The organism is Streptomyces sp. NPDC092296, assembly GCF_044755465.1.
GTDB lineage: Bacteria > Actinomycetota > Actinomycetes > Streptomycetales > Streptomycetaceae > Peterkaempfera.
The window spans coordinates 143,559-169,271 of the sequence record NZ_JBIVRB010000006.1 but is presented as its reverse complement, the minus strand read 5'-3'; the positions used below and the strand labels follow the sequence as shown (position 1 = coordinate 169,271).

The 25,713-nt window shown below is 71.4% G+C and carries 46 protein-coding genes and 1 pseudogene; 14 read left to right on the top strand and 33 right to left on the bottom strand.

The genetic code is table 11. The features are described from left to right. Positions 1-6: 6 nt before the first annotated feature. The 16 genes and pseudogenes from ACIQGZ_RS17290 to ACIQGZ_RS17215 form a co-directional block, all read right to left on the bottom strand. A complete protein-coding gene (locus ACIQGZ_RS17290; RefSeq protein WP_402602655.1) occupies positions 7-339 on the bottom strand; it encodes a helix-turn-helix domain-containing protein in 333 nt (110 codons plus the stop codon). 170 nt (positions 340-509) lie between these two features. After that, positions 510-881: a hypothetical protein gene (locus ACIQGZ_RS17285; protein ID WP_402602654.1), complete on the bottom strand. Its 372-nt coding sequence runs from the start codon at positions 879-881 to the stop codon at positions 510-512. Next, positions 878-1,252, bottom strand: coding sequence for a DUF4326 domain-containing protein (locus ACIQGZ_RS17280; RefSeq protein ID WP_402602652.1), 375 nt, complete (start codon positions 1,250-1,252; stop codon positions 878-880). Before ACIQGZ_RS17280 ends, ACIQGZ_RS17285 begins: the two co-directional genes overlap by 4 nt. Beyond that, complete coding sequence (locus ACIQGZ_RS17275) at positions 1,249-1,650, bottom strand: hypothetical protein (RefSeq protein WP_402602650.1); 402 nt, start codon at positions 1,648-1,650, stop codon at positions 1,249-1,251. The genes ACIQGZ_RS17280 and ACIQGZ_RS17275 overlap by 4 nt, the downstream gene beginning before the upstream one ends. Beyond that, positions 1,647-1,973, bottom strand: a complete 327-nt coding sequence (locus tag ACIQGZ_RS17270) for a hypothetical protein (protein ID WP_402602649.1) — start codon at positions 1,971-1,973, stop codon at positions 1,647-1,649. The genes ACIQGZ_RS17275 and ACIQGZ_RS17270 overlap by 4 nt, the downstream gene beginning before the upstream one ends. A 48-nt stretch (positions 1,974-2,021) precedes the next feature. Further along, the gene (locus tag ACIQGZ_RS17265) at positions 2,022-2,480 is read right to left on the bottom strand and encodes a hypothetical protein (RefSeq protein ID WP_402602648.1); all 459 of its coding nucleotides are present in this window, start codon (positions 2,478-2,480) and stop codon (positions 2,022-2,024) included. Positions 2,481-2,528: 48 nt separating this feature from the next. Continuing rightward, a complete protein-coding gene (locus ACIQGZ_RS17260) occupies positions 2,529-2,924 on the bottom strand; it encodes a DUF6205 family protein (RefSeq protein ID WP_402602647.1) in 396 nt (131 codons plus the stop codon). A 420-nt stretch (positions 2,925-3,344) separates the two neighbouring features. Continuing rightward, positions 3,345-3,527 carry a hypothetical protein gene (locus tag ACIQGZ_RS17255; protein ID WP_402602645.1) on the bottom strand — a complete coding sequence of 61 codons (183 nt, stop codon included), beginning with the start codon at positions 3,525-3,527 and terminating at the stop codon, positions 3,345-3,347. 35 nt (positions 3,528-3,562) lie between these two features. Beyond that, a complete protein-coding gene (locus tag ACIQGZ_RS17250) occupies positions 3,563-3,706 on the bottom strand; it encodes a hypothetical protein (protein WP_402602644.1) in 144 nt (47 codons plus the stop codon). An 84-nt stretch (positions 3,707-3,790) separates the two neighbouring features. Further along, positions 3,791-4,807: a DNA cytosine methyltransferase gene (locus ACIQGZ_RS17245; protein ID WP_402602642.1), complete on the bottom strand. Its 1,017-nt coding sequence runs from the start codon at positions 4,805-4,807 to the stop codon at positions 3,791-3,793. Further along, positions 4,804-5,046: pseudogene (locus ACIQGZ_RS17240) on the bottom strand (WhiB family transcriptional regulator); the annotation flags it as partial. The gene ACIQGZ_RS17245 and the pseudogene ACIQGZ_RS17240, both read right to left, overlap by 4 nt. 62 nt (positions 5,047-5,108) lie before the next feature. Further along, complete coding sequence (locus tag ACIQGZ_RS17235) at positions 5,109-5,426, bottom strand: hypothetical protein (protein WP_402602641.1); 318 nt, start codon at positions 5,424-5,426, stop codon at positions 5,109-5,111. 76 nt (positions 5,427-5,502) lie between these two features. Beyond that, positions 5,503-5,955: a hypothetical protein gene (locus tag ACIQGZ_RS17230; protein WP_402602640.1), complete on the bottom strand. Its 453-nt coding sequence runs from the start codon at positions 5,953-5,955 to the stop codon at positions 5,503-5,505. A 73-nt stretch (positions 5,956-6,028) separates the two neighbouring features. Beyond that, positions 6,029-6,301, bottom strand: coding sequence for a hypothetical protein (locus tag ACIQGZ_RS17225; protein ID WP_402602639.1), 273 nt, complete (start codon positions 6,299-6,301; stop codon positions 6,029-6,031). Positions 6,302-6,328: 27 nt separating this feature from the next. Next, positions 6,329-6,754, bottom strand: coding sequence for a hypothetical protein (locus tag ACIQGZ_RS17220; RefSeq protein WP_402602638.1), 426 nt, complete (start codon positions 6,752-6,754; stop codon positions 6,329-6,331). Then, on the bottom strand, positions 6,751-6,972 hold the full coding sequence (locus ACIQGZ_RS17215; RefSeq protein ID WP_402602636.1) for a hypothetical protein: 222 nt from the start codon (positions 6,970-6,972) through the stop codon (positions 6,751-6,753). Before ACIQGZ_RS17215 ends, ACIQGZ_RS17220 begins: the two co-directional genes overlap by 4 nt. A gap of 155 nt (positions 6,973-7,127) precedes the next feature. On the opposite strand from ACIQGZ_RS17215, the gene ACIQGZ_RS17210 reads away from it, so the two are divergent. The 3 genes from ACIQGZ_RS17210 (at position 7,128) to ACIQGZ_RS17200 (ending at position 7,973) form a co-directional block, all read left to right on the top strand. Then, a complete protein-coding gene (locus ACIQGZ_RS17210; RefSeq protein ID WP_402602635.1) occupies positions 7,128-7,328 on the top strand; it encodes a hypothetical protein in 201 nt (66 codons plus the stop codon). A gap of 34 nt (positions 7,329-7,362) precedes the next feature. Further along, positions 7,363-7,647 (top strand): hypothetical protein, encoded by a 285-nt coding sequence (locus tag ACIQGZ_RS17205; RefSeq protein WP_402602634.1) that lies wholly within the window; start codon positions 7,363-7,365, stop codon positions 7,645-7,647. Between the two features lie 86 nt (positions 7,648-7,733). Then, positions 7,734-7,973, top strand: a complete 240-nt coding sequence (locus tag ACIQGZ_RS17200) for a hypothetical protein (RefSeq protein WP_402602632.1) — start codon at positions 7,734-7,736, stop codon at positions 7,971-7,973. Between the two features lie 4 nt (positions 7,974-7,977). On the opposite strand, the gene ACIQGZ_RS17195 is transcribed toward ACIQGZ_RS17200, so the two are convergent. The 13 genes from ACIQGZ_RS17195 to ACIQGZ_RS17135 all read right to left on the bottom strand — a co-directional run bounded on the left by ACIQGZ_RS17195 (position 7,978) and on the right by ACIQGZ_RS17135 (position 14,919). Then, the gene (locus ACIQGZ_RS17195) at positions 7,978-8,139 is read right to left on the bottom strand and encodes a DUF6011 domain-containing protein (protein WP_402602822.1); all 162 of its coding nucleotides are present in this window, start codon (positions 8,137-8,139) and stop codon (positions 7,978-7,980) included. A gap of 35 nt (positions 8,140-8,174) precedes the next feature. Then, positions 8,175-8,534 carry a hypothetical protein gene (locus tag ACIQGZ_RS17190; protein WP_402602630.1) on the bottom strand — a complete coding sequence of 120 codons (360 nt, stop codon included), beginning with the start codon at positions 8,532-8,534 and terminating at the stop codon, positions 8,175-8,177. Between the two features lie 63 nt (positions 8,535-8,597). Continuing rightward, entirely contained in the window at positions 8,598-8,879 is a 282-nt protein-coding gene (locus ACIQGZ_RS17185) for a hypothetical protein (RefSeq protein WP_402602628.1), read from the bottom strand. Further along, positions 8,879-9,280, bottom strand: a complete 402-nt coding sequence (locus ACIQGZ_RS17180) for a hypothetical protein (protein WP_402602626.1) — start codon at positions 9,278-9,280, stop codon at positions 8,879-8,881. The genes ACIQGZ_RS17185 and ACIQGZ_RS17180 overlap by 1 nt, the downstream gene beginning before the upstream one ends. After that, positions 9,277-9,813, bottom strand: coding sequence for a hypothetical protein (locus tag ACIQGZ_RS17175; protein ID WP_402602624.1), 537 nt, complete (start codon positions 9,811-9,813; stop codon positions 9,277-9,279). Before ACIQGZ_RS17175 ends, ACIQGZ_RS17180 begins: the two co-directional genes overlap by 4 nt. Beyond that, positions 9,810-10,151, bottom strand: a complete 342-nt coding sequence (locus ACIQGZ_RS17170; protein ID WP_402602623.1) for a hypothetical protein — start codon at positions 10,149-10,151, stop codon at positions 9,810-9,812. Before ACIQGZ_RS17170 ends, ACIQGZ_RS17175 begins: the two co-directional genes overlap by 4 nt. Further along, on the bottom strand, positions 10,148-10,618 hold the full coding sequence (locus ACIQGZ_RS17165; RefSeq protein ID WP_402602621.1) for a hypothetical protein: 471 nt from the start codon (positions 10,616-10,618) through the stop codon (positions 10,148-10,150). The genes ACIQGZ_RS17170 and ACIQGZ_RS17165 overlap by 4 nt, the downstream gene beginning before the upstream one ends. After that, complete coding sequence (locus ACIQGZ_RS17160) at positions 10,615-10,911, bottom strand: hypothetical protein (RefSeq protein ID WP_402602619.1); 297 nt, start codon at positions 10,909-10,911, stop codon at positions 10,615-10,617. The genes ACIQGZ_RS17165 and ACIQGZ_RS17160 overlap by 4 nt, the downstream gene beginning before the upstream one ends. Positions 10,912-11,047: 136 nt before the next feature. Continuing rightward, on the bottom strand, positions 11,048-11,500 hold the full coding sequence (locus ACIQGZ_RS17155) for an XF1762 family protein (protein WP_402602618.1): 453 nt from the start codon (positions 11,498-11,500) through the stop codon (positions 11,048-11,050). Between the two features lie 140 nt (positions 11,501-11,640). Next, entirely contained in the window at positions 11,641-12,996 is a 1,356-nt protein-coding gene (gene dnaB / locus ACIQGZ_RS17150) for a replicative DNA helicase (protein WP_402602617.1), read from the bottom strand. 14 nt (positions 12,997-13,010) lie between these two features. Next, positions 13,011-14,111: a hypothetical protein gene (locus ACIQGZ_RS17145; RefSeq protein ID WP_402602616.1), complete on the bottom strand. Its 1,101-nt coding sequence runs from the start codon at positions 14,109-14,111 to the stop codon at positions 13,011-13,013. Between the two features lie 92 nt (positions 14,112-14,203). Continuing rightward, positions 14,204-14,548 carry a hypothetical protein gene (locus ACIQGZ_RS17140; RefSeq protein ID WP_402602615.1) on the bottom strand — a complete coding sequence of 115 codons (345 nt, stop codon included), beginning with the start codon at positions 14,546-14,548 and terminating at the stop codon, positions 14,204-14,206. Between the two features lie 119 nt (positions 14,549-14,667). Then, the gene (locus tag ACIQGZ_RS17135; RefSeq protein WP_402602614.1) at positions 14,668-14,919 is read right to left on the bottom strand and encodes a hypothetical protein; all 252 of its coding nucleotides are present in this window, start codon (positions 14,917-14,919) and stop codon (positions 14,668-14,670) included. A gap of 276 nt (positions 14,920-15,195) precedes the next feature. On the opposite strand from ACIQGZ_RS17135, the gene ACIQGZ_RS17130 reads away from it, so the two are divergent. Then, positions 15,196-15,615 (top strand): hypothetical protein, encoded by a 420-nt coding sequence (locus ACIQGZ_RS17130; RefSeq protein WP_402602612.1) that lies wholly within the window; start codon positions 15,196-15,198, stop codon positions 15,613-15,615. Between the two features lie 170 nt (positions 15,616-15,785). Here ACIQGZ_RS17130 and ACIQGZ_RS17125 read toward each other — a convergent pair whose 3' ends face one another. Further along, complete coding sequence (locus ACIQGZ_RS17125) at positions 15,786-16,574, bottom strand: phosphotransferase (protein WP_402602610.1); 789 nt, start codon at positions 16,572-16,574, stop codon at positions 15,786-15,788. A 186-nt stretch (positions 16,575-16,760) separates the two neighbouring features. Beyond that, the gene (locus tag ACIQGZ_RS17120; protein ID WP_402602609.1) at positions 16,761-17,981 is read right to left on the bottom strand and encodes an RNA-guided endonuclease InsQ/TnpB family protein; all 1,221 of its coding nucleotides are present in this window, start codon (positions 17,979-17,981) and stop codon (positions 16,761-16,763) included. Between the two features lie 64 nt (positions 17,982-18,045). On the opposite strand from ACIQGZ_RS17120, the gene ACIQGZ_RS17115 reads away from it, so the two are divergent. From ACIQGZ_RS17115 to ACIQGZ_RS17105, 3 genes are all read left to right on the top strand, one after another. Next, a complete protein-coding gene (locus tag ACIQGZ_RS17115) occupies positions 18,046-18,204 on the top strand; it encodes a type II toxin-antitoxin system Phd/YefM family antitoxin (RefSeq protein ID WP_402602608.1) in 159 nt (52 codons plus the stop codon). Between the two features lie 228 nt (positions 18,205-18,432). Then, positions 18,433-19,077 carry a hypothetical protein gene (locus tag ACIQGZ_RS17110; protein ID WP_402602606.1) on the top strand — a complete coding sequence of 215 codons (645 nt, stop codon included), beginning with the start codon at positions 18,433-18,435 and terminating at the stop codon, positions 19,075-19,077. 460 nt (positions 19,078-19,537) lie between these two features. Then, a complete protein-coding gene (locus ACIQGZ_RS17105; RefSeq protein WP_402602604.1) occupies positions 19,538-21,235 on the top strand; it encodes a TROVE domain-containing protein in 1,698 nt (565 codons plus the stop codon). A gap of 51 nt (positions 21,236-21,286) precedes the next feature. On the opposite strand, the gene ACIQGZ_RS17100 is transcribed toward ACIQGZ_RS17105, so the two are convergent. After that, positions 21,287-21,562, bottom strand: a complete 276-nt coding sequence (locus tag ACIQGZ_RS17100; RefSeq protein WP_402602602.1) for a hypothetical protein — start codon at positions 21,560-21,562, stop codon at positions 21,287-21,289. Positions 21,563-21,806: 244 nt separating this feature from the next. After that, the gene (locus tag ACIQGZ_RS17095) at positions 21,807-22,127 is read right to left on the bottom strand and encodes a hypothetical protein (protein ID WP_402602600.1); all 321 of its coding nucleotides are present in this window, start codon (positions 22,125-22,127) and stop codon (positions 21,807-21,809) included. Positions 22,128-22,333: 206 nt separating this feature from the next. On the opposite strand from ACIQGZ_RS17095, the gene ACIQGZ_RS17090 reads away from it, so the two are divergent. The 7 genes from ACIQGZ_RS17090 (at position 22,334) to ACIQGZ_RS17060 (ending at position 25,712) form a co-directional block, all read left to right on the top strand. Continuing rightward, positions 22,334-22,591, top strand: a complete 258-nt coding sequence (locus ACIQGZ_RS17090) for a hypothetical protein (RefSeq protein ID WP_402602599.1) — start codon at positions 22,334-22,336, stop codon at positions 22,589-22,591. Next, a complete protein-coding gene (locus ACIQGZ_RS17085; RefSeq protein ID WP_402602597.1) occupies positions 22,588-22,785 on the top strand; it encodes a hypothetical protein in 198 nt (65 codons plus the stop codon). Before ACIQGZ_RS17090 ends, ACIQGZ_RS17085 begins: the two co-directional genes overlap by 4 nt. A 10-nt stretch (positions 22,786-22,795) precedes the next feature. Beyond that, positions 22,796-23,026, top strand: coding sequence for a hypothetical protein (locus tag ACIQGZ_RS17080; protein WP_402602596.1), 231 nt, complete (start codon positions 22,796-22,798; stop codon positions 23,024-23,026). A 9-nt stretch (positions 23,027-23,035) separates the two neighbouring features. Beyond that, positions 23,036-23,251, top strand: a complete 216-nt coding sequence (locus ACIQGZ_RS17075) for a hypothetical protein (protein WP_402602595.1) — start codon at positions 23,036-23,038, stop codon at positions 23,249-23,251. A 116-nt stretch (positions 23,252-23,367) separates the two neighbouring features. Beyond that, a complete protein-coding gene (locus ACIQGZ_RS17070) occupies positions 23,368-24,450 on the top strand; it encodes a hypothetical protein (RefSeq protein WP_402602594.1) in 1,083 nt (360 codons plus the stop codon). A gap of 119 nt (positions 24,451-24,569) precedes the next feature. Continuing rightward, positions 24,570-25,253, top strand: coding sequence for a hypothetical protein (locus ACIQGZ_RS17065; RefSeq protein WP_402602592.1), 684 nt, complete (start codon positions 24,570-24,572; stop codon positions 25,251-25,253). 12 nt (positions 25,254-25,265) lie between these two features. Next, a complete protein-coding gene (locus ACIQGZ_RS17060) occupies positions 25,266-25,712 on the top strand; it encodes a hypothetical protein (protein ID WP_402602591.1) in 447 nt (148 codons plus the stop codon). Position 25,713 lies beyond the last annotated feature (1 nt).

Genomic DNA, 25,713 nt, shown 5'->3' with positions numbered 1-25,713 from the left:
TGTTTCCTACACCCCACCGTAGCGGCCGAGCCCGACGTTTGGCTGAAGCACTGGGCATCTGCTAGGCGCGGGCGGCCCGGCGACGGCCTTGACGGTGGCCGGCCCGGTTGGGCTGGCTGGAGCGACGCTGACCATCAGGCGCCACCCGCACAGGTCGAGGAGTCGCTCCGCCCACGGCAGCGTCAGCACGGCTCGGCCGGTCAGCATCTGGCTCAGGTGCTTCTGGCTGAGCCCGAGCCGGCTGGCGGCCGACGCCTGGCTGATGCCGGATGCGGCGAGGGTGGCCCGGACGAGGTCGCGCAGGTCGCCCATGATGCCCTCCCCAGGGGTGGCGGTCACGGCCGAGGCTCCTCGGGAGGCGCGACCTGGGCTCGGTCTCGGCAGCGGTCGCAGGTGGCGGCCTGCCGGACCGCCCCGGCTGCCGCGTCTGCGGCGAGGCGGGCGATCTCCTCGACGGGCGCCACGCAGCGCGGCGGCGATGCGCTCCGCCAGGGCGGCGGTCTGATCAGTCACTGGTCGGCCTCCTGCCCTGAGGGCGGCGTGGGCCGTGGCGGCCCGAGCGTGAACATCCCGTCGGCTGCGAAAAGGGCTCGCATGCCGGCGGTCGACAGGTCGCTCATCGGCTGCCAGCAGCGGGCGCACGGCCCGTCTGCGGGCACCGGGTCGCCGCAGTACCGGCACGGCCCTCCCGGGCTCTCGGTGCCGTAGCTGCACGGATGGTCGGACAGGTGCCCCGGGTGGTCGTCGTACTGGCAGCGGCCTGCGCGCCCGGCCGCGCAGGCGCGGCACAGCTTGGTCCCGCCGGGGTCGCGCCAGAGGGGCTGGTAGGTCTCGGAGCAGGCGGGGCAGGTGAAGGCAGGCTCGGGCGCAGTGGTGGTCACGGGTTCTCTCCTCGGGCGACGGCGAGCAGGACATCGGCATGGCACGGCAGCCCGTCGGGGCACCAGCACATCAGGTCCCGCCCGGCCAGCTCGGCGCGCACTCGGGCGACCATGTCCGGCCGGGCGTGCAGCCACTGGCGGTAGTACGCGACGGCTTTCTCGTGCGCGGTCCGCCGGTCGGTGAATCCGTAGAACGCCGGTCGGGCCTGCTGGCGTTCTCCTCGTGGCCCTGTCCAGTTCACGGCCCATGCGTCTCGGGTCTGGGTGACGACCCAGGGGTTGCCGAACCGCGTGCCCCGGCCGACGTACCGCGCCCCTTCGGGGGCTCGCCACCCGACGGTTCGGCGCCGCTGGACGCGCTGCGGGATCACCCTGCCACCTCCATCTCCGGGTACTGCGCTCCGACGGCGTCGAGCACGTCCTTCGGGGGCGTCCACAGCCCGAGCTGGCCCTTGGCCGGCACGGGCCGGGGCAGGGCGTGGACGCCGCTGAGCCGCCAGTGCCACATGCCGGGCATGGCCCACCGTCCGCAGCACCTGCGCCGCCGCTCCTCGTGGCAGTCGAGGAGGTTGGCGACGGCGATGACGGCACCCCGGGTGTCGGGCCAGTCGGCGGTGTCGGCGGGGTGGATGGCGTCGGGGACGTACGCGAGTCCGGCGTGGATGAGCAGCGGGCCACGGTAGCCGGTGCGGCGGGTGCGGTTCTCGACGCGCTTCGGGCCGTGGGCGATGGCGTCCGCCCAGGGCTGCCTGATGGTCAGGGCCCTCACTGGGTCACCTCCAGGGCGGGCTGTCCGTCCGCACCGACGACCGTGTGCTCCTCCCGCAGGTGCCACCCGTACATCTCTCCTTCCAGCCGCAGTTGAGCGACCCACTCCCGGCCCGTCGGCTCGACCCAGTACGCCAAGCCCCGGGCGGTGAGCTGCTGCACGACCGCTTTCGTCACCCCGGCGCCGCCCCGCAGGACGTGCATCTCCCGCCCGTCCACGGTGGACTGCTCCGTTCTGGCCATGGCGAGCCAGAGTGCCTGCTGCTGCTCCATCGTCAGGTCGTGCACTAGGTGCTCGCATGCCACGGTGGTCGTCTCGTTCATCGTTCCTCCGTTGTTACTCACCGGTTCGAGTGCCGGGCTTCCGGGTGGTCATCCTCGGTCACCAGACAGGCGGTGCTCGCTGCACCAGTACCGGGCGTCGTCGCCGCCGTCGGACAGCGAGCAGTCATTCGACCGGGAGCAGCAGCCGCAGACAACCGCGCAGCACGGGTCGGATGCGTCGCACTCGTCGCAGTCCTCGGCGCCGCAGTACACGTCCAGATCGTCCAGCTGCCAACCCGCAGGGAGGTGGGCGATGATGGCTGCGCTGACCCGGTCGGGCCATTCGGTGCGGCGCTCCCAGTCGAGGCTGACGTAGTTCCCCCGGTCGCGGCCGTCGGTCGATCGGCCTCTCAGGAAGGCGTTGACGCGGGCGCTGTCCTGGCCGTGGCGGGTGTAGGTGAGGGAGACGGTGTCGAGCCAGAAGCGGTCGTACCCGAACCGCATCTCAGGATGGTCGGGCGTCTCGAATACGTGGTTGACGATGTGGGTGGCGGTGGGGGCCGTCACTGCTGCTCCTTCGGTGAGGCCCGGCCGCAGCACGGCCGGGCAGCGGGGTCAGGACTGGGCGTCGTCGTCGGGCCAGACGATGCGCGGCTCGACCTTCACGGCGACGCCGACGCGGATCACGACCCGCCACAGGTCCCCGGCGTTCTCGCCCTCACACTCGAACCGGCCCGCGAACTCGTGGCCCGGGAACGCGTCGATGGCCTGCTGCACGTGCTCCACCAGGTGGTACGCCTTGAACGCATCGCCGCTGATCGGCAGCAGGGCGTCAGCGGTTCGCCTGGTCAGCTGGCCCTCGTCGGTGTCGACGGTCTCCTCGATGATCCGCAGCCGGACCTCGTGCTTGCTGTCGGTCCGGGTCTTCGCGAACGGACTGTCCTTGAACTCGCTCCAGGCGAGCGGCGGCGTGATGCTGATCTCGCCGTCGACGCTGGTGTTGTAGCCCATGATGGCTCCTCGGGTCGGGTCCGGTCGTCCAGTGGCGCTCACGGCAGGGCCGTGAACGCCACAAGCAGACCGGGCTCAGGCGGTCGGGGTGGCGGGCAGCCACTTCGTGATGGTCACCTCGCGCTGCTCCATCGCGGTCGCGGTGACCGTGTCGCCGAACCATCCGTGGTCGTCCGGCTCACCACCGCCCACCTCGTAGTCGCCGGTGTCGAGGCGCGCCTCGTACTCGACGGACCACGCCTGCCCGTCGCCGTCGCACGTCGGGCAGAGGGTCGCGGCGAGGATCTTCCGGGCCGCATCAGCGAGCTGCTGGAGGTGCGCGCTCGGGCAGGTGGAGCATCACCTCGTCGGGGCGGCCGGGCATCGGCTCGATACGGACCGGGTCGTCGTCGGGCGTCAGGTCGGCGGTCACTGCTGCTCCTACGGTTCGGGGTGAATGGTGGCGCGGATGGCGGCGACCACGGCGGCGGTCTGCATCGCCCTGGGGTAGTGCCGCTCCCACGCGCCGGCCATCTGCTCGATGCGGGCGAGCTTCCGCTCGGCGGTCTCGGCGCGGGCCAGTAGCGCAGCTTCGGCGGGGCTGTAGGCGGGGCCAGAGTGCACAACCCCAGCCCGCACCTGACGCCAGAACCCGCCGCTCACTGCTGATCTCCTTCGGGCTCTTCCCAGCCTTCGGCGCCGCATCGGCGGCAGGACCACTGGCGCCCGTCGGGCCCCTCGTAGTCGATGACCTCGTCGTGGTCGTAGGACTCGCCGCAGATCTCGTCGTCGGCGTCACTCACGGGGTTCTCCATTCGCTTCGGGCCATGGTCGGGCCTCCGAGAGGCCGCACGTCCCGGGGGACACGCAGCGACTCGGCGGCCCGATCACGCCGCCGCCCTCCCATGGCCGACCGCCGGCATCGGCAGGCCGACCGCCGCAGCGACGACATGCGCGGCGAGCAGCGGCGGGACGGCATTGCCAACCTGCTGGCCGACATCCCGCCCGGACCACGGGTGATCAGCGGGGAACGACTGGAGCCGGCCAGCCTCCGACGGGGTGAGGCGTGGCAGATCCCGGCCGTCGGCGTCCACGATCCGGTTGCGGGAGATCTTCCCCGTGACGGTGAAGGCCGGCTCCGCGCAGGTGCGCTGGCCCCGGGCCTTCGGGTCGCCGCCGGTGCCGTAGTTGGAGACCACAGTGAACGGCTCAGCCCGGGTATCGGCCAGAGCCTCCCCCATGGACACCCACGGCAGCAGCCCAGAAGCAACGGCGCCCTGGGGAATGCCCCGCAGGTACGGGCGGTGCGTCGGGGCAGGAAGCGCCGCGACGGCGCCCCGGCGAGCGATCAGCACGGCCCGGCGGCGGGTCTGCGGCACGCCGTACTCCTCGGCCCGCAGGACGCCAGCGGCCACCGAGTAGCCCTCAGCCGACAGCACCTCGTCGTATGCCTGCCACACCGGGAGCACCTGCGGGACCTGCTCCAGCACGACCGTCTCGAACGGCCGGCCAGCGTCGGCCGCGGCGAGGGCCCAGCGCAGCGGTTCCAGCACCAGACCGGTCCGCTCGTCGTTCAGGGCGGCGATGCGGCCGGTGACGTCCTCTCGTCCCGCCATCGCCGTTGCCAGGTCGAGGACGGTATCGAGCGCCCGCCGGCCGGCACCGGCACCGGCGACGGTGAACGTCTGGCAGGGCGGCCCACCAAGCAGGGTGTGTGCATCCGGGAAGTCGGCGGGACCGTAGGCCCGGACATCTCCTTGGATGGTGGCCAGCCCTGCGGCCCGGCGCGTCTCGCACGCCCCGGCGTCCCATTCGATCCCGATCGTATCGAGGCCGAGGATTCGCGCAGCGAGGTCGAGGCCACCCGGGCCTGCGAACAGGTCGACGGCGGTCGGGCCGTTCATGCTGCGGCCTTTCGTGTGGTCCGGCGGCGGAGGGATCGGAGTTCGTCGGGGTCGAGGCCGCCCCAGATGCCGTGTGCGGGCCGGGTGTCGATGGCCAGCTGGAGGCAGCGTTCGGCGACGGGGCAGGCGCGGCAGACGGCTTTGGCGCTGGCGATCTGGAGGAGCGCGGGGCCGGTGGTGCCGTCGGGGAAGTGCAGGTCGGGGTCTTCGCGGGTGCACGCGCCTTGGGTGCGCCAGTCGCCGTCTTCGCTGGTGCGGCGTTGGGCGGGGAAGTGGGCGCCACGGGCCTTGGCGTAGCCGCTCACAGGTTCCACCCCTCGGGGATGTGCGCGGCGACTAGGTCGTTCACCCAGCCGGGGCGGCCTGCGGACTGCCACAGGTCGCGGGTGATCTCCTGCTGGCCGAGACTGCCGGACTTGAGGCGGCGCAGGCCCGTGACCTTCACGTGCGTTCGGCCGAGCTTGTACCAGGAGCCCTCCCGGTGGGCCGGATGCCGCAGGCTGTAGGTGATTTCCACGCTGATCGGAGCGATGGACGGGTTGAGGTCGGCCGGCAGGTCGGGCACGTCGGTGACGGCGAGGGTGATGGTGCGGGTCTCGGCGGTGCGGACGGCGGGCATCGGGTGCTCCTTCGGTCGGTCTGGTGTTCCAGCGACGCCCACGGTCGGGCCGCAGGCGCCGCAAGCGCACCGGACGTCAGGCTGGGCGGGCGGTCACGACGTTGTCGACCACCAGCAGCTCCCACTGGTCGTCCGCGCCCTCGCCCTGCGCCTCGATGGTGCCGTTCAGGACGTGGTCGAACGTGAACCGCTCGAAGGCGTCGTGGCCGACCGCGCGAGCACCGGGCTTGAGGAAGTGATCGATCAGGTACCGCATCCACTCCGGGGAGTGGTAGAACTTCTCGCCGCCGTTCCACTCCAGGGCGGCACCGTCGCCGGTCGGCTCCCAGTTGCACCAGTAGCCGGGCGCGCCGTCGTGGTCCCAGTCGTCGATGACGTCCGGGCCGAACTGCTCGTTGCTGAGGGCGTACGGGCCGCCGACGCGCTTGTTGTGGCGGGTGTCGGCGAACTTCCGCAGGTAGGTGATCTCGCTGGGGTTGAGCGGCGGGGCGATGTCGATGCGGCCGGTGAAGTCGGTGGTGTAGCCCACGATGGATTCCTCTCGGTGGGTCGGGGTCAGAAGGGTCGGAGGGCGCCGTACAGGCATGTGCGCCTGGCGGACGTCAGGCTGGGCGGCGGGCGATCCGGGCGGCGTGGTCGCGGTCCCGACTGTCCATCCACTCGTTGTCCGGGCCACACCAGCCGGGCGCAGTCTCGATCTCAGTGGCGACCTGCTCGCGGATGTGCGCCTCGATTGCGGGCCAGTAGTGGGCGAGCTGCGCCGCAGCATCGTTCTGCGAGAGTTTCATGGCGCGCGTTGCGGGGTTGCCGACCCACGGCGAGGTGTAGACGAGTTTGGTGATCTCGGTGGGGATGTCGTCGCCGGTCATAGACATGGGAGTGCTCCTTCGGTGAGAGGCTGGTCAGAACGGCTGGAGTGCGCTGCACGACAGGGCGTAGGCGTGCCCGTACTCGGGGTCCAGCGCGGGCCCGGCGCTGCCGTGGTGGTAGGTGGCAGTGGCGCGCAGCAGGCTGGTGGTCGCCTCGAACAGGTCCAGAGCCTGCGTCTTGAGGTACAGGATCTGGTCGTCCGGTAGGCCACCGGCGACCGTGTCACCGCGCAGCTCGCTGTCGAGGGCGTCGAGGGCGTCGTGCCACGTGTCGAGCATGCCGAGGTGTGCGCGGACGAACCGGTCGGCCTCCAGGGCGACCGTCGTGCCTGGCGTGCGGCCGGACTCCACAGCGATGACGGCAGCCCCACGGATCGAGTCGGTGGTGAGGTGATCGAAGCAGTCGGGGATGCCCGCGATGGCCTTCTCGTAGGCGGTGACGGCGGGGTGGTCGGTCATCGGGTGCCGATCTCTGCGAGGCGGTCGTTGAGCGCGGCGATCAGCGTGGGGATCTCGGTGGCGGGGACGGAGCACCCCGCCTTCGACGTGCGGATGTTGACGCCCTTACCCACGCCGGGGATCTCGGCGGTGAAGACAGCGATCCCGTCGCCGTCGATGTCCTTGAAGTCGTAGAGCGGGGCGTTGGGGTCGAGGTACATCACGATCTCGGTCGGCATGCTGGGTCCCTCTACTGGCTAAGTCTTGTCTGCGGTGTAGCTACACCGTACAGTTAGGTGTAGCTACACCGCAAGTGATTCACCAAGGAATCTTGTAGCTACACCCGAGAGGAGCCGCTTTGCCGCCTGTAGCTACGCCCGGATACGGTTCGGGCATGCCAAACGCGCCGAAAACGCCACCGCGCCAGATCCGCATCGGCGACGAGTGGTACGACTTCGACACGGCAGCCAAGACCATGGGCACCGAACGCGCCACGCTCATCCGCGAGTTCATCGCCTGGTACCTGCGCAGGCCGGGCGCCAAGCTCCCCCAGCGGCCCGACGCCCGGCCCAAGCCCCCGGCCGGCTCCCCGTAGCCCCGCTGTCCGACCCGCCCGCTACCGTGCCGCCATGACAGATCTCATCTGGCGCACCGTCCGCGAACTGCGCCTCACCAGCCCCCTCGTGCCCGACCTCAGCAACAGCGGCAAGAACCTCGACCTGCTGTACAACGTCCGCGTCGCCATCGACGGCGCCTTCCTGCATGTCGACCCGCGCCAGGAGGGCGGCCCGGACCTGCGGCCGGGCGACACCGAGTTCGACGTGTACGTCGTGCCGGCCAGCTCGGTGGAGCGCATCCACCTCCGGGAGCAGAAGCCCGCCAAGAAGTCCACGCGGGTCACCATCCTGAGTTGACCCCGGACACGCCGAAGGCCCCGGCCGCTGTGGAGGCAGCCGGGGCCGTCGCCGTGAACCCGCAGCCCGAACGTAGGATCGGGCCCATGCCCGAGTACGTCTTCCCCGCCCACCTGCTCGACCTCCAGCGTCAGCTCCACGCCGTCCGCGCCGAGCTGCGCGCCGCCGCAGCCGACCCGGAGACGTGGGCGGAGCGGTACGAGGAGCTGATGGCCCGCGAACGGGACCTGGGCGCCCGCATCAGGGCCGACGAGTACTGGGAGACGGCTGGCAGTTCGACCGCCGCCCGGTTCGCGCTCGCCGAGCAGGCCAGGGGCGACGGCTGACCGCTCACAGTCCGGGAAGCTGCTCCTGCTCGACATCGCCGCGTGGCGCCGGCGCACGACCAGGGTCGCACTCCGGTCCGAGGCGCAGGGCGCGGGATTCGGGGTCGGTGAGGGGCCGGTGGCAGTGGCGGCAGCGGACCGTGCAGACACCGCCGCGCCCCTCCATGTCGATGCCGGGGAGGGGCGCAGGGCGCGGGTCGGTCATCGGGACGACGTCGCCTTGCCGAGCTGAACGCCCCGCACGCGGCCCTTCACCGCGAACCGGCACGCCACCACCGCAGCGCCCACGACCGTGACCACGAGGCCGAACGTACGGTTCGACCTGTCCGCGTCGAGTGCGGCCTTGTCCTGCAAGATCTCCGTATCAGCCTCGGGGTCGAAGTTTTCCTGCGACGGGTCGGTCTGCCAGACCAGGTACGAGTGGTTGATCATGTTCTGTTCGTCGCCGCTGATCTCGGTGCTGGCGCGACCCCACGCGATGAGGCCGGTGATGGCGATGGCAGCCCCGAGTAGCGTGATGATGAACCGGGCGCGGCGGGGATTGGCGACGGTGAGGGCCATGGTGGCGCTCCTTCTGGTGTGATGCGTTGATGATGCCGGGTCGGTGCGGCGCGCCGCCGGGGTTCAGCCGGGGACACAGCGCGGCGTCTCGCGGACGTGCCACAGGGAGGCGGTGAGGACCGCCCGGGTGCCGTCGCAGCAGGTGAGGAACAGCCCGGCGCGGTTCTCGTCCACGACCCCGCAGCGGGTTTCGTAGTCGGAAACGCGCAGGCACGTGACGTGCGCCCCGACCGGCGCGGGCAGCCCGGCCCACGTCGGGTCGCCGCCGGGGCTGATCGCGTCGAGGGCCGCCTCACGGGCTGCGTCTGCGACCAGGGCGGCGAACTCGCGCTCGAACCGGCCCATCACCGCCTCCTGTCCTGCATCCGAGGCACGCCCGCGCTCAGGTGTTCCGCCCGGTCGGCTGCGGCCAGCAGCGCCACGGCCAAGCGGCGGGCATCCAGGGGGTTCATGGCGGTGAAGTCGAGCTGGGGCTCCCAGTCGTACGTCACGTACGGGTCCGGCTGGGCGACGTACACGCTGTCGCGGGCCTCCGGGTCGTCCACGGTGCGCACGACCCACAGAGGCGGCCTCACGCCCGGGAGGGACACTCCCTGGACGACCCGCCACTCGTGGCCGGCCATGCCGTGCCCCGGAGGGTTGATCACGTCGGGCTTGGGGCGTTCGGCGGTGTCGGCCATGGCGACGAGCTGGGCGAGTTCCCGGCGCACGATGTCGAGGGTCAGGCCCTGGAAGGCGTCGCTCATCGCCCTGCCCTCCGGTGGGCGTCGGCGAGGATCTCGGCTGCGCACGGGGAGGCGCCGACCGCCTCGCGGAGCGCGAACCACCACACCTCGGCATACCGCTGCTGCTCCTCCATCTCCCGCAGTTGTTCCTGGGTCTTGGCAAGTCGGGCTGCGAGGCTGTCGCAGGTGCACTCGGCGTCGGGATCTTGGACGCGGGCCATGCAGCCGGGCAGGAGGCACAGGCCGCCATCGGGGTCGGTCCACCAGTAGCAGCTGGCGGGGATGGTGTCGGGCGCGGCAGGGATGGGCGCCTCGGCGTCCCCGAAGGGGACCTGCACGTGCCGGGCGCGGTAGTCCTCGCATCCCTGGCAGGTGACCGGGGTGTCGTCGGGGAGGGCGCCCTGCTCGGCGGACTGCCCGCACAGCGCCATGCCGGTGATGTACTCCCCGAGCCGGGGCACCCATTCCAGGGCGGACAGGTGGATGCCGTCGGGCTCGCCCTTCGCCATGGCGCTGGCGACGGGCACGAGGCGGCGGGGCCTGGTCTCGGTCATCGCGCGTTCCTCTCCGTCTGCGGCTGCTCCTCCGCGAGATCGGCGGCCACCGCGAGGGCCATGGCGGCGTACTCGCCGCCGGACAGCGCGTTCGGGCCGAGGCGGATGTGCACGGTGCGCAGCACCCTCTCGATCCGCCCCGCCATCTCGGAGATCGGAACGCTGGCGATGGCGAGAGCCTGGTGCCCATCGAGGGCGGTGAAGCGGCGGCCGATCGACACGCGCGGCTCGGGCCTGGCCGACTCGGGCGCGATGCCGCACTCGCCCCAGGTCAGGGTGTGGACGCCGGTGGTACGGCAGGCGCGAGCGCAGCCGTCGAAGTCCTCGGGGAGGGTCATCGTGCGGCCCTCTCCGCGCGCAGCTGCTCCAGCTCGGCCTCCAGCTCCGCGACGCGGGCCTCGGCCTCCTGGCGGGCCTCATGCGGCGTGAGCCTCCCGAAGTCCTTCCGCTGCAACGTGAACGTGAACTGCTCCGGCGACTCCGCAACCTTCACATCCATCTCGACCGGCGTCTCCACGTAATTCGGCGCGTCGCCGAGGAACCCTCGTGCGGCACCGCACCAGATGGCGACCATGTCCTGCGCCGGCTTGAGCTCCATGCTCATACCGTTGCGGAAGTCGATCGCCATGAGGTGCGTCTCGTCGGCGACTTGCTGGGCGTAGCGTTCGCGGGCTTGGTCGTCGAGGACTGCGAGGGCGGTTCCGATGAGGGTGTCGAGATCCTGGGCGCCGTTGGCGCGCATGTGCTGGAAGGCTGCGCGGAGTTGGGCCTCGAAGTCGGCGAGGGCCTGGTTGGTGCTCGTCACTGTCCATTCCTCTCTGCGTGGAGCTGCGCCAGCTCGGCTTCCAGTTCCCGGATGCGGGCCTGCATCTGGCTGGGTGTCGGCAGGGACTCGGCGTGGGCGCAGCCGGTGTAGTCGAGCCACGCCCGGACCATGGCGGTCGTCAACGGGCCGCCGACGCGGTCGTGGGCGTCGCACTGCTCCCGGACGAACGCGATCCGGTCGCCGTACCGGTACGCGTCGTATGACGCATCGTCGAGGAGATCCTGCAGCTCGGCGCGGGTCAGGGCAGGGGTGGTGGGCTCGGGCGTGGTCATGGTGCTCCTTCGGGTGGGGCCTGCCGTGCCGCAGCACGCACGGCACAGCAGGCGCGGGGTCAGGCAGCGCCGCGGGCGCGGTAGGCGCCGACGCGGCCCGCTGCGAGCACGTTGTCTCGGGCAGGGGTCGGGGCGGTCACGATGCCTCCCAGAGGGTGCGGGGGATCTCCTCGGTGCCGCGGAGTTGCCGGGGACGGCTCGGACGGTCCCATCCGGGCTTGGCGGGCCGTTGGGCGATGACACGCCATCCGGCCGCGCGCAAGCTGGCTCCGGACTCGCCGGCCTGCGTGTAGGTGATCAGCCGCGTGTAGCCGAGGACCTTTACTGCCCGCCAAGCTGCTCCGTAGAGCATGGAGTTGGCGTTGGCGGCGCCGTCAGTCGCTGTGCGGTTGACCTCAAGGGTCTGGCCGTCGTCAAAGAAGCGCGCGATGGGTCGGCCGACGATGGCGACGCCGCGGAGGATGCCTTCGCCGTCTGCGACGCCGACGGCGAAGATCTGGCCGACGGGCGGTGCGTGGTGGCGGTGCCACATGGAGACGAAGGCGCGGGCGTCACGTGAGCGGACCGGCACGAGGTGCAGACGCTCCACGGGGGCTCCGTTCGTTATGGTATGTGCTGATTATCGCGCATTCGGCACCTTGATCGCCATGCTCTGGCGGTACAAAACCGCAGGCCAGCAAGGGAATTGGGCCCCGCCGCCGGGGATGAACCGGCGGCGCGGCAGAGCGGTCAGTCGCCCGACGCCATGTCCTTCGCCCGGGAGAAGTGCCCCTGGAACGCCACCGTCACCGTCCCCGTCCGGCCCTGACGGTTCTTCGCCACGATCAGATCCAGCTCGCCGGCCCGCGGCGACTCCCGCTCGTAGTAGTCCGGCCGGTGCAGCAGCACGACCGAGTTCGCCTCCGCCTCGATCGAGCCGGACTCGCGAAGGTCGGCGAGCGTCGGCGTCTTGTCCTGCCGCATCTCCACCTGACGGTTCAGCTGCGCCGCAGCGACCACGACCATGCGGAACTCCTGCGCCAACTCCTTCAGCCCGCGCGCGAGCGAGTCAACCTCGCCGGTGCGGTTCGTGCCCGCCTTCGTCTCTGCGCGCATGATCTGCAAGTAGTCGGCGACGAGCAGTCGCGGCGTCTCCCCGCGCGCGGCAGCCCGGCGGAGCTTCGCCCTCAGCTGCGACAGCGGCACGGCCGGCGAGTCGTCCACGAGCAGCGGCGACCCGGCGATGCGGGCGACAGCCCGGTCGACGCGCCTGCGGTCGCCATCGGACAGGTCGCGGTTGCGCAGGCCGTGGAGGTGCACGCGGGCCTCGGCTGCGATGATCCGCTCGGTGAGCTGCGGGTGCGACATCTCCATCGAGGACACCCATGCGCCCATCCGGTGCCTGATGGCGACGCTCCGGGCGATGTCCATGAGCACCACCGACTTGCCCATCGCGGGCCGGGCGGCGACGATCACCAGGTCGCCGGGCTCGGCCTGCACCATCGCCTCCAGGTCAAGGTACGGCAGCGGCAGAGCCGCGATCTCGCCCGCGTCGTACGCGGCGAGGTACTCGTCGAGCATCTGGTCCAAGGGCTTCTCCCGGTCGTCCCGGGTGCGGCGCATGCCGTCGGTGAGGCGCTGGAGTTCCGCCGCGGCGGCGTCCAGCAGTTCCTCCGGGTCGCCTTCTGCGGCGTAGCCCATGCCGGCGATGCGGGTGCCGGCCTCGACGAGGCGGCGCAGTACGGCGCGTTCGCGGACGATGGCGGCGTAGTAGCCGGCGTTCGCGGCGGTGGGGACGGTGGAGGCGAGGGCGTGGAGGTAGCCGGGGCCACCGGCGCGGACCAGGTCGCCGCGCCTGGTGAGTTCAGCGCCGACGGTGATGGGGTCGGCGGGTTCGCCGCGGTGGTAGAGGGCGACGGCGGCGTTGTGGATGAGCTCGTGGGCGGGGCGGTAGTAGTCGGCGGGCTGGAGGGTGTCGACGACGTCGGTGATGGCGTCGGCGCTCAGGAGCATCCCGCCGAGGGTGCACTGTTCGGCATGGATGTCTTGCGGGGGGACGCGCTCGAAGTCGGCGCTGGCGGGGGCTTCGTTGTAGGTGTCGGTCATGGTGTGGCTCCTGGTCAGGCGGCGGCGGCTATGGCGTCGGGGTGGCAGGCGGGGCAGGGGGCGCCGTTGCGGATGCGGAAACGGGGGTTGTGTTCGGCGGCGGGGTTGCTGTCGTCGCACCGGCCGCACCACGGGGGGAGGGTGGCGGTGGGCTGCCGGCTGGTGGTGGGGGCCTGCTGGGCGCGCCAGGCGTCGGCGTGTTCGGGGAGGTCCGGGGCGGCTGTGCGCCACCAGCCGGGGGTGCGTGGCTGGCAGGTGGCGGTGACCCAGGCGATGAAGTCGGATTCTTCGTCGGGGGCGACTGCGCGGCTGGCGCGGACGGCTCGCTGGGCGGCGGTCGGCTTGTCGTGCGGAGCGGGCGTCTCTCTCTCGCTGCTGGGTGCGGCGGGAGGCTCCGGGGCGGCCGGCTGGGGCATGCGGAGAGAGAGAGCTTCGTGTTGTTCAACTACGTCTTGTTCTAGTGCGGAATCCCGCACCTCCGCCGTGCGGAATCCCGCACCTCCCCGTGCGGAATCCCGCACCTCCTGCCGACCTGCGGTTTTGCGAGTCTTCGCAGGTGAGGCGGAGGTGCGGGATCCCGCACCTCCCAACGCCCTGCGCTTCACCTCATCCTTGGCCCGGCGGTCGGCCTCCTGGCGCTCCCGCTTCAGCCGCTCGATGCCGTCAGCGATCTCCTTGCGCCGAGCGGCGAACCAGGAGTCGTACCGGCGGCCATCGTCCACCCGCAGCAGCTTGTAGAACTCGGCGAGGGATCGGGGGCCGACGTACCCGTCCTCGGGTGCGCGGTGGATGATGTACCGGTTCCTGACCCGGCGGCCGGACGCGTCGTAGTCCGCGCGGATCTCCACGGCACCGATGACGACAAGTTCGTCAATGGCCGGCGCGACGTCGGCGGCGCGCTTGATGCCGAGCACCTTGGCGAGGACGTTCTGTGCGGGCCAGACTTCGCGGTCGGACCGCTTGATGTTGAGGTGTTCGCACAGCGTCCAGTAGATGCGGGCGGCCCGGTCGGTGATGCCGGCGTGGTTCACCCAGTCGCCGAGCTGGGTGTAGGGCAGTCCGCGGCCTTCTTCGAAGACGGCTTCCGCCTCGTACGCGGACGGATCGATGGTCACCCGTGGTTCTCCAGCGTTCGTCGCCGCTTCGTCGCGGCGGTAGGAGGGTCTGCTGGGGGCCGCCCGGCGCGCTGCCGGGCGGCCGGGTCGGCTCAGGCGTACGTGCGGGTGCGCCACTCGCGGGCGTCGTCGAGGCCGGCGTGCGTGTCGAGGCAGTCGCGGCAGGTGGGGTCGCCGTTGGCGTCGGCGCCGAGGTCGTCCTCGGGGGTGGTCCGGTCGCAGGAGGTGCAGGGGGTGGCGTCGTCCAGGTCGCCGAAGACGGCGCGGAGGAGGTGCCAGGCGGCGGCGCGGGTGAGCTGCGCGGGGCTGTATGCGGCGAGGATGCCGTCGGTGGTGCGGTGCGTCCGCAGGGGGAGGGTCGCGTCGTCGGGGAGGAGCGGGGCGAGCGCGGCGCTGATCTTGGCGGGGGTGTGCACGTCAAGCGTGGGGAATGTCATGATGGTGGGGCTCCGTTCTGCGCCTCGTGGTTGGTAGCCGAGGTGGGCGCGTTCGGTTGGTGGAGGGCCTGGTGTTGACGCACCGGGCCCTTCGACGTCAGGAGGAGTTGGTCCCTGCCTCACGCCGCAAGGGTGGCCTCCTGGGCCTGGGCATCTGCGGGCTGGATCTCACGGATGTAGCCCTCGACAGTGCCGCCATAGCAGGCGATGAAGCGCATGAGCGTGCGGAGCGAGGGCTCGTTGTAGCCGCCGAGGTTGCGGCGGATCACGGTGCTCTCCAGGCCGGTGGTCTTGATGATGCCGCGCACGCTGTGGTCGCCGCGAAGCGCCGCTGCTTCGCGGAGGGCATCGGCGCGGAGGCGGTACGGCATGTTGCTCCCCTTCAGTTTTGTAGTCGTCGGCAAGCTCTTTAATCGGCGCGAGATTAGTTCGAGCGCTCTCTCGTCAGCCGCGAAGTGCTCACCCGAAACTTAACTTATTGAGTGCGGGCTCGCAAGCCCGATCGGGCACGCATGCACCACTTGTTGCATGCACCACTAGTTGTGCACTCTGGCGCGCGCACCTCTTATCGAAGCCGCACGCGCGCTACGCTCCTACCTGCGGAAACTGATCCTCTCGACACATGTCCCGACCCCCCGGAGAGCCCCGTGCAGCCCAACCCAGCCTTCACCCAGTGGCTTCGCCAGCGCGCTAAGGCTGCTGGCTACGACGTCGGGGCCTCCAGGGGGGCCCGGCTCGCACTCGCCAAAGCGGCCGCCATCTCCCCAACTCAGGTAGGCCGGACGCTCACTGGCGACACGATGCCCAGCGTCGAGAGTCAGCGTGGCCTAGCCAAGGCCCTCGGCATTCCTGTCGCCGAGATGCTGGTCCGGTCTGGCACTCTGGCCCCGGAGGACATTCTGAGCAGAGCTGGCACACCCGCCGCGAGCGAGGTTGACCCGTACCGCCTCGCGCGCGAGTGGGGCATTCCTGAAGACCGCGTCGAACTGTTCGTCAGCTGCGTCGAAGCCCTTGCTGACGGCTTCCGGCGCAACTCGGGGGAGAGTAGCCAGGAAATTCCTAGGTGACCGTGATCGCTTTCTGTGATCACATGCACGCTCTCTGTATCGACGCGTTGTGATGCGTTCCCCCATCGCCGCTGCGCCGCGCGCCAGCGCCGCGTGTCACATCCGCATCACGACCTGCCCGCAGCAGTGCGCCGCGACACGCCGCACTGCCACGCCGACGCGGCGGCCGCCTATGCCCGCGCAGGCATCCCGAGGAGCGCCAAGTACCGGCTGTTGCTCGACCCCGCCGCCACCGAGCCGACGACCGCCTCCCACTCCCGGCACACAACCCGCACGAACGCGGCCAGCCCGGCCGGATCGGCGCTACGCCACGACGGGAACCGGGCCGCCCACTCCAGCGCCTCGGCCGGTGTGCAGTCGGCCTCCATCAGCCGCACCGCCGTGTGCGCCACGTCCACCCACGCCGGGCCGCGTGAGGCCATCGCCCAGTCCACGACCCACGCCCGACCGTCGCCGACGAGCAGGTTGTGCGGGTTCGTGTCCGTGTGCAGCAGCGCGTCGCCGTCGAGGAGCGCGAGGTCGCCCGCGCCGAGGTGGCCGGCGAACCGGTCCGCGAACCGCGGCAGTCCGCCGGGCGCCCGCACGTCCTGCACAGCGAGCAGCGCCTCCGCCACCAGCGCCCGGTCACTGGGGGACGCCAGGTTCGCGTGGCGACCGGGTACAGCGTCGAAGGCGAGGAGGTCCCAGCCTCCCGCGTCGGCACGCCACAACAGGCGTGGGCTCGCGGGCCGGGCGGCCGGGTTGGCTTCCCGCTCCCGCTGCTGCGCCGCCACGCCCTGGGCATCCGCGACGGGGACGCCCTTCACGAACATGTCGCCGTGCTCCGTGTCGAGGATTGCGGCCATGGCGCACGTCAGGCCGTCGGCAACTGGTGTGACGTGCCTAATCCGCCCTGTCCGGGCTGCCACCGCGTCCCGGGTGGCGGCTGGGAGGTCGTGCCACGGCGTGTGCTCACCCATGAGGTCCCCTTCGAGGTGAAGCGCCGGGGACCGATCGGTCCCCGGCGCCGTTGCGCTATCCGCGGGTGGCGCCGCACTTGCGGCAGCGAACCTTGCCGCTCCAGCCGACCCAGTCGTGGTCGCAGTCCGACATCGCGTACTCCCCTCTCGTCATCCGCCATGTCCGACGTTGACATCCTCCCCGCCCTAAAGGGCGGGGATTCCTACTGCGGTCGGGTGACCGTCTCGGTGGGTTCCTGCTTCGCCGCGCTGCGCCGGAACGAGTCCCGGTCTTACCCGCGCTCCACAGGCTGCAACCGCCAGTCCGGCGGCCGTCTTGATGTTGATCGCGGCGTTCACGTCCCGGTCATGGGTCGTGCCGCACTCCCTGCACGTCCACTCGCGGACGTGCAGGGGCTTGGGGCCGTCCTTCACTCCGCATGCCGAGCACACCTGGGAGGTCGGCTCGAACCGGCCGATCTTGACGAGCGTCCGACCCGCCTTGATGGCCTTGTACTCCAGCATGTCCACGAAACTGGACCATCCGGCGTCGTGCACGGACTTGGCCATACGGGTGCGAGCGAGTCCCTTTACCGACAGCGTCTCGACGGCGATCGCTTGGTTCTCGCGGATCAGCCTGGTGGAGAGCTGGTGGTGGAACTCGCGGCGCGTGTCGGCGACCTTCGCGTGGGCGCGGGCGACCTTGATGCGGGCCTTGCCCCGGTTGTTGCTGCCCTTGGCCTTGCGGGACAGGTTCCGCTGCGCCTTCTTCAGCTTCTTCTCGGCGCGGCGCAGGAATCGCGGGCTGTCGATCTTCGTGCCGTCGGAGAGGACCGCGAAGTGCGTCAGCCCCAGGTCGATCCCGACCGCCCCGTTCGCCTCGGGAAGCAGGTCGGTCGCCGGGTTGGTCTCGACGACGAAGCTGGCGAAGTACCGTTCGGCGGCGTCCTTGACGACGGTGACCGTAGAGGGCGTGGACGGCAGTGCGCGCGACCAGCGGACCTTGAGCTCGCCGATCTTCGGCAGGGCCAGTTTCCCGCCGGACGTGATGCTCCAGCGGGCGTTCGCAGTGAATCGCACCGACTGACGGTTGTCCTTGCGGGATTTGAACCGGGGTGCACCCATCTTCGGGCGCTTGCCGTTCAGGCCGTCAAAGAAGTTCCGGTAGGCCGTGTCGAGGTCCCGCAGCGACTGCTGGAGGACGACGGATGACACCTCGGCGAGCCAGGCGCGCTCCTCGGTCCGCTTCGCGGCCGTCAGCGCCTTCGACAGCACCGCCGACGGGACGAACGGCAGACCGGCCGCACGGGCATCCTCCCGGGCACGCAGGGCGTCGTTGTAGACGACCCTGGCGCACCCGAACGCGCGGGCAAGGGATTGGCGCTGGCCAGCGGTCGGGTACAGGCGGAACTGGTACCTGAGCTGCACCCCGACCCCTTTCCTTGCGTTTCTAGCGTTCCTCTAGATTCTAGCAGAGCGGTAGAGTTCGGGCATGGACGAGATGACAGCCGAGGAAGCCCGTCGGAACTTCGCCGACCTCCTCAATCAGGTCCGCTACCAGAACAAGACGGTCTTGATCACCCGGCACGGCAAGCCCGTCGCCGTGATCGGGCCGCCCCCAGGGCAGCCCCGGGAAGGCCGGGGGCAGTGAGGGTCGGCGCTGCGCGCCTCCGGGTTTCAGATCCGCTTCACCCCCGGCCTGAAGGCCGGAGCACTGCGGATAGATCAGGTAGCGGCGGCCGGGGCCGGGCGGAGGGGAATCCCCGCATCCGCCCCCGCGTCACGACCCGGTCACGCCTGCGGCGCATCACCCGCGCGCGACACGCCGCACTGGCACGCTGTCCCCCACCATCATGCCGCCGAGGGAGACACGCCGCCCATGACCCAGCCACCCGACCAGCCCTGGCGTCAGCCTCCCGCCGGATGGGCACCCCCACCGCCGAAGGACCCCCGCAAGCGGCAGGAGGCCAAGCGCAACGCGCTGATCTTCGCGGGGATCATCGCCGGTGCGGCCGTCATCGGCGGCATCGCCATCGCCACCGACAAGCCGCCTGCCCCGGACACCGCGAGCACGAGCGCGCTCGACGACGACCCCACAATTGACGCGCCGGCACCCAAGAGCCACAAGCCGAAGAAGCCGCCCACTGCGGAGGCCCGGAAGCAGGCAGCGGCGATCCTCAAAGCCGAGGACCAGCGGTTCCGCGACCAACTCGCCGCAGGCGAGCGGGTGGTCGGCACGGTCGACTTCACCGCCTGGTACAAGAAGGCCATCCGCGGGTTTGGGACGAAGCAGGAGGCGTTCGCGAAGGCCGACGCCCTGTTCACCGCCGAGAACGAGCCGTCGGACCTGATCGAGGCGTGGCGGGAGCACAACGGCGACGCCGACGCGGCGATCACCACGTTCGCGGAGGAAGGCACTGCCATGGACGCGCCGAACGCCAAGACTCGGGCCGCCGCGAAGGAGGCACTCGCGGACCTGGCGAAGGCCGACCGCGACGCGGACCGGATCGCCGCCGGGGAGTAGCCCGGAAACAGAGGTGAACTCACCGTCAGGACCGGCTATGGTGGAGGAGTCCAGGTGCGCAGGTGGGGGTTACTTCCACTGCTAATGGGGTGGTCGCGGGTTCGAATCCCGCCGGGGCCTAGCGGCCTCCGTAGCTCAGCGGCCAGAGCACCTTGTCACCTTTGCCGACCTTGAACTCTGGACACACAACTTCAGATGCACCTCCCGGTGCGAAGACCAGCGGCTACTTCTTCGAAACAGGTTCCGCCGCAGGTCGTCATTGATCTCGGGAGGCCACAGCATCGGGGTGCCCGGTGCGCAGGTGACGGTTACTTCAATGGGTTGCGGGTTCGAGTCCCGCCCGACCAGCGCAAGTTGGCCGGTAGCTCAATCGGTAGAGCATTTGACTCCAAGCCCGTCCCCGACTTCCGATCTCGGGAACCCACATGCTGAGCCTCCCCTCCACGTGAGGGGCTTTTTCATGACCAGGTTCAACACCCCGCCCCCGCCCGCCCGCGCGAACGCCACCTCGCCCTTGACCACCACCGGGCAGACCACCCACACCGCAGAAGGCGGCGCCGGATACCTCCGCGACGCGAAGAGCGAACTGTTCCTGCTGGCTGTCACCAACATGGTCGGCCAGGACACCTTCTACGAGACCGGCGGCCAGCGCGACGACCGCTACACCGATCTCGTCCGCCAGCTCGCCGTCGAGGACCCCGAGTGGACCGCCGGACTCCTCTCCTGGCTCCGCGGCGAGGGCAACATGCGCACCGCCGCGATCGTCGGTGCCGCCGAGTACGTCCACGCCCGCCTCGCCGCCGCAGGCACCCGGGGGCGCCGCATCCACGAGCAGGGCCAGGACCCGGCCGCCGTCTGGAGCGGCGACAGCCTCGCCTACTCCGTCGCCTCCAATCGCCGCGTCATCGCCTCCGTCCTCCAGCGTGCCGACGAGCCCGGCGAACTGCTTGCCTACTGGACGTCCCGTTACGGCCGGAACATCCCCAAGCCCGTCAAGCGCGGCATCGAAGACGCCGTCGGGCAGCTCTACGACGAGCGGTCCCTCCTCAAGTACGACACCGACAGCAAGGGCTACCGGTTCGGTGACGTCATCGAGCTCGTCCACCCGAAGCCGAGGGCCGTCTGGCAGGGTGACCTCTTCGAGCACGCCATCGACCGCCGCCACGGCCGGGACAAGGCCATCCCCGACAGCCTCCAGACCCTCCACGCCCGAGCGCGCCTCGCGAGCTGGGAGCTGGCCGAGCGCCGCGCCCTCCTCGGCCGCGCCGCTGCGCAGAGCGCGCTCTCTGACGCCGCGATGACCTGGGAGGCCCTGGCCAGCTGGCTCCAGGGCCCGATGGACGCCCAGGCTTGGGAGGCGGTCATCCCGTCCATGGGGTACATGGCGCTACTGCGGAACCTGCGGAACTTCGACCAGGCCGGGGTGTCCGACGCCGTCGCCGAGCAGGTGTGCGCGCGCCTGGCCGACCCGGACCAGGTCGCCCGCTCCCGGCAGCTCCCGATGCGGTTCTACTCCGCGTTCCGCGCCGCGCCGTCACTGCGCTGGGGTCACGCGCTGGAGAAGGCCCTTGCCGCTTCCCTGGCCAACGTCCCGGCGCTGGGGGGCCGCACGCTGATCCTGGTGGACACCAGCTCCAGCATGCATGGCGCCTTCTCCAAGGACGGCACCATCATGCGGTGGGACGCCGCCGCGCTGTTCGGTATCGCTCTCGGGCGGCGGTGCGCGGAGGCCGACGTCGTGTCCTTCTCCTCGGCGCAGCGGTACTGGAGCGACGCCCCCGGTGCGAGCGTGAAGCCGTTCCCGCTGATCCGTGGGGGCGCCCTGCTGGCCGAGGTGCGCCGGTGGGACGACGGAGGATGGTTCCTCGGCGGCGGCACAGACACGGCTGCCGCCCTGCGCGCCACCTTCCGTGGCCACGACCGGGTTGCCATCGTCACCGACGAGCAGGCGGGGTCGGACCCGCTGGAGGTGTCCCGGTCCGTTCCGGAGACAGTGCCGATGTACACCTGGAACCTCGCCGGGTACCAGGCTGGCCATGCCCCGTCGGGGGGTCGGAACCGCCACGCTTTCGGTGGCCTGTCCGACGCCGCGTTCCGGATGGTGCCGCTGCTGGAGGCGGCGCGGGACTCGGCGTGGCCGTGGATGCAGCCCGCGTAGCCATCCCGGGAACGGCGAAGGCCCCGCCGTCGAGCGGGGCCTTTCGCGGGTTCAGGCCGGCGGTGTCCCGTCGCCTGCCCGACGCCCCGCCCGGAGGTCGGCGGGCCAGCCGGCGAGGCGTGGCCGGGAGCTGCGGGGCCAGCGGACGACGGGCTGGGGACGGGCGCCGACACGGCGCTGCTCCAGCGGCGTGGTGCCGACGGGTGCGGGCGGCTTGCAGGCGGAGCACTGGGTGAGGGACGCCTCGACCCCCGCCCCCGGGTACTCCAGGCTCTCGGGCGGCAGGAACGCCGCGCCGCAGCCGCCGCAGTAGCCGACGCTCCTCATCCCGTCACCGTCCCCGTGCCGCCGCAGCGCCCGCAGGGTGCGGTGATGTCCCGCTGCACGGCCTTCTGCGTGCCGTCGGGCTGCGTCTCGACTTCGTGGCGGGTCTGGGTCGTGACTCCGGCGCCCCCGCATGCGGTGCATCGCTCCATACCCCTGACGGTAGCCCGGCATGGCGGCGCCCCGCGACGGTGTCACCCGATCGGGGGGCGCCGCAGGGCGCGGCGGGGGCGGTCAGTACGGGGCGTTACTGGTCGGCGGTCGGCGGCTTCTCGGGGCGTGCGCCTTTCGGCTTGCGCGGCTGCTTGTCGGGTCCGCGCTTCTTGACCTGCCGTGCCCGGAAGAACTCCAGGAACGGCTCGGTGGCCATGGACTGAGCGTTTGCGACCTTGCCGTACTTGTGCGGCCGGTCGGGTCCGAAGGGCCAGTTGGGGTCGGTCTTGGCGACTCTGCGGACGCCCTCCCTGGTCATGCTCTCCACGATGCCGAGCTTGACGAGTAGCTCGGCGCCGCTGGTGAACGTGACCATCGGCGGGATCTCAATCACCTCCTCTGCGTTCTCGGGCATGCTCCATCGTCCCTCACTTGTTGGCATTCTGCAAACCCCTGTGTATGGTGGTTCTGCACGACAAAGCCCCGGGCGGTGACACGCTCCGGGGCTCGCAGAACGGCCGCGCCCAGTGGTGACACACCGGGCGCGGCCAGAACCCCGGCAGGTGGTGACACACCAGCCGGGACGCCCGATCCGCCTGCTACAGACAGGACCGATCAAGCATGTCGAATGCTAGTGGCAGTCTGCCCACTTCCGGCAGCACCCCGCCCACCCCGGCCCCGCTGCCCACCCGCGAGCCCGGCGCCACCTACCCCGGGTCGTCCACCTACCGGCAGCCCGCCGCGACCGTCGGCAAGCCCAAGCCCGCGCCGTCCCGGCCCGTCGCCCCCTACGGCGCCCCCAGCCTCGGACTCCCCGACGCCATCGCCTGGCAGTGGGGCGACTTCGCCGCCGACCGCGCCTTCGGCGACGCCACATGACCGCCACCGCCCAAGCCGACGAGCACCTCCGCCGCGGCCTCGCCGCCCGCGTCCACTGCACCAACTGCGGCGACGACTACCCCACCCGCGAAACCACTCGCCGCTCCGGACGCCCCTACTGCGGAGACTGCGCCGCCCGCTGGGACCAAGCCGCCGACCGGCACACCACCCGCCACCTCGCCTACACCTGCTGAGGGGAACCCCATGGACTCGATCGACGCCGCCCAGGCGTACACCCGCCACTACATCCTCACCCTTCACAAGCCCGGCCCTGGCGGTCCGAGGTGGGCCACCGCATCGGGGACCGTCACGCCGGCTGCCGGGGCCACCCGGGACGGGGTCTTCAAGTGGATCTTGAACGGGATCATCGAAGACAACCCGGACATGCGGGGCGGCACGGTCCTCTTCTTCTCCCTTGAGCCCAACCGCCTCTGAGGAGAACCCGTGGCTCTTTTCGGCCGCCGCCAGCCCGCCGCATCCCTCGACACCATCCGCCACCTCCAGCGCGAAGCCGGGGCGTACCGCAGCCTCGCCGACACCCGCGCCCGAGATGCCCGCGAAGCGCCCACCGCCACCGGACGCGCCCGCCTCAAGGAGGGCGCCAAGGACGCCCGCCGGCGCGCCCGCGAGTTCGAGCGCGAAGCCCGCCGCCTCGGCTGACCAGGAGACCCCCGTGGAACGCCTCATCGCCATCTGCCGGCTCGCCACCGGCCACTGACCACCCCTCCCGGCCGGGCGGACCGCCTCCGCCCGGCCCCACCCGCAGGAGCACCCCCTTGAACCGCATCGCCTGGTGGCTCGCCCTCGCCATCATCGCGCCCGCTGCCGCAGGAATCACCGCCTGGTCCCTCTTCGTCGTCGCCCACGACCACTACGGAGTCCCCGCCCCCCTCGCCGCCCTCGTCGCCGCCGTCTTCGACGGCACCGCACTCGCCTGCCTCTACCTCGCCTCCCAAGCCGCCAAGGAAGGCCGGTCCGCCGCCGCCCCCCGCCTAGCCACCCTCGCGCTCGCCACCGTCTCCGTCTACCTCAACCTCGTCCACGCCCGCCTCATCCACGGCGGCGTCGCCGCAGGACTCCTCTTCGCCGCGCCCACCGCCGCGCTGCTCCTCCTCGCCGACCTGTCCTGGTCCACCACCCGCTCCCAGAAGCGCGCCGAACGCGGCGAATCCCCCATGCGGCTCCCCGCATTCGGCGCCTGGGGATGGCTCCTCGCCCGCGAAGAAGCCGCCGCGTCCGTCAGGCGGCAGGCCGTCGCCCACGTCACCGGCCAGCAGCCCGCCCCGGCGCCGGCGAGGGACCGCACCGCCCGCGCCGTCCTCACTCAGCGGTTCGCCGCCATGGACCCCGCCGAGGCCATCCGCATCACCGCCGACGCCCACCCCCACCTCGACCCCGCCGGGATCGCCAACCTCCTCGCCGACTACGGCATCACCGTCGACGCGCTCGCCGTCGCACTCATCCTCGGCACGACGCCTCCCCAGGTCAGCGTGCAGCGCGACGACACGCCCAAGCCCCCCGGCGGCCGACCGGCGATCAGCCCCGAGCAGACGCCCGCACTCGCACCGCCACGCCACACCGGACACCGTGACACGGACCCCGCCACAGCAGGTCAGGCCCCCATTCCCGACCCGCTGACACGTGCCGCCGCGCCCACCCTCGCCAAGGCCGACGCGGTGCGCGCCGCAATCACCGCCCTCGGAGCCGACGCCACCGCCCGCCAGATCGCCGAGCACGTCACCGCCCGCTACAGCCTCCCCACCGACGCCGGATACGTCCGCACCATCCGCGCCCGCGACAAGCGCAAGACCACCCTCCCGGCCGAGCCACACCTCCCCGGCACCGGCCAGTACCTCTGAGAGGAGCACCCCCGTGCACACCGCCCTCGGCATCGCCCTCTACGCGCTCAACCCCGCCGCGGCGATCCTCTCCGGCACCGCCCTCGTCCGGATGCTCCGCCAGAGCGGCCGGTGACACCGTGACCATCCCGCCACCGCCCGACTACGCACCCACCGCAGGCGCACCCGTGGAATGGTGGCGCCTCCCCGAACCAGCCACCACGAGCAGCACCCCGCCCCAGACCGGCAACGGCTACTGGCAGGACCGCTACCCCATCGGCTTCGACATCCTCGCCAAGCCCAACCCGCCGCAGAGCCAGGACAGCCCCGAGGGTGAGCCCGAGGAGCAGCCGGCGCCTGCGGCCACGCCGACCCTGGAGGCGACCGAAGAAGACCCCGCCGCCACCCCGGAGCGCGAAGGTGACCCCCTGGAGCCGGCCGCACCAGCCGAACCCTGGGTCGACCCGGCGCCAGGCGTCGCCCAGCCGGGCTTCGCGACCTTCACCAGCGCCGCCCCGCGCCACGACCTCGCAGCCCGCCGCCGCCAGATCCTCTACAGCGGCAGCGCAGCCGCCACCGGCTGGTGGCTCGGCATCGGCCCCTGGTGCCACCAGCTCATGACCTACTACGGCCAAGGCGACGTCCCGCAGGGCCTCACCGCCGGGGCCATCACCCTCGCCGCCGCCCTGCCCACCGACATGTACGCCCGCCGCTGGCGCCACCAGGACTACCCGCTGCTGCGCGCCCTCGGCTGGGCCGCACGCGTCCCCCTGGCCGCCGCCGTCCTCGCTGTCTGCCTGTACACCCCCGACGCCCTCATCTGAAAGGCCACCGCCGTGACCACCATCGCAGCCGCGCAGTCCGCCATCGCCAGCGGGCACGTCCTCGGCACCCTCGGCGCCAGCGGAGCCGCCCTCGCCGCCACCGCTGTCCTCGTCATCGGGGTGCGCGGCAAGGGCCGCTTCAAGCTCACGCAGCACCAGGCGGCGATCTGCGGGCTCGTCGCCGGGACGCTGTACGCTGCCGCCCAGGCCGTATGGTCGGCCCCTGGTTCCATCGCTGACGGGCTGTCGCAGGCCGTCAGCGGCAGCGTCGGGGGGAACGTCGGCGCGGGGGCCATCGCGGTGGTCCTCACCGTCGTCCTGTACGGCGGCAAGCTCCGCCCCGGCTGGGCTGCCGTCGGGGGGATCGCCACCGCGAGCGTCTACGCCGCCGCCGGGGGCATCTGGGCGATCGGCAGCACCGCCCTCGCGTCCGGCCTCAACCAGGCGCTGGGCGTCTGAC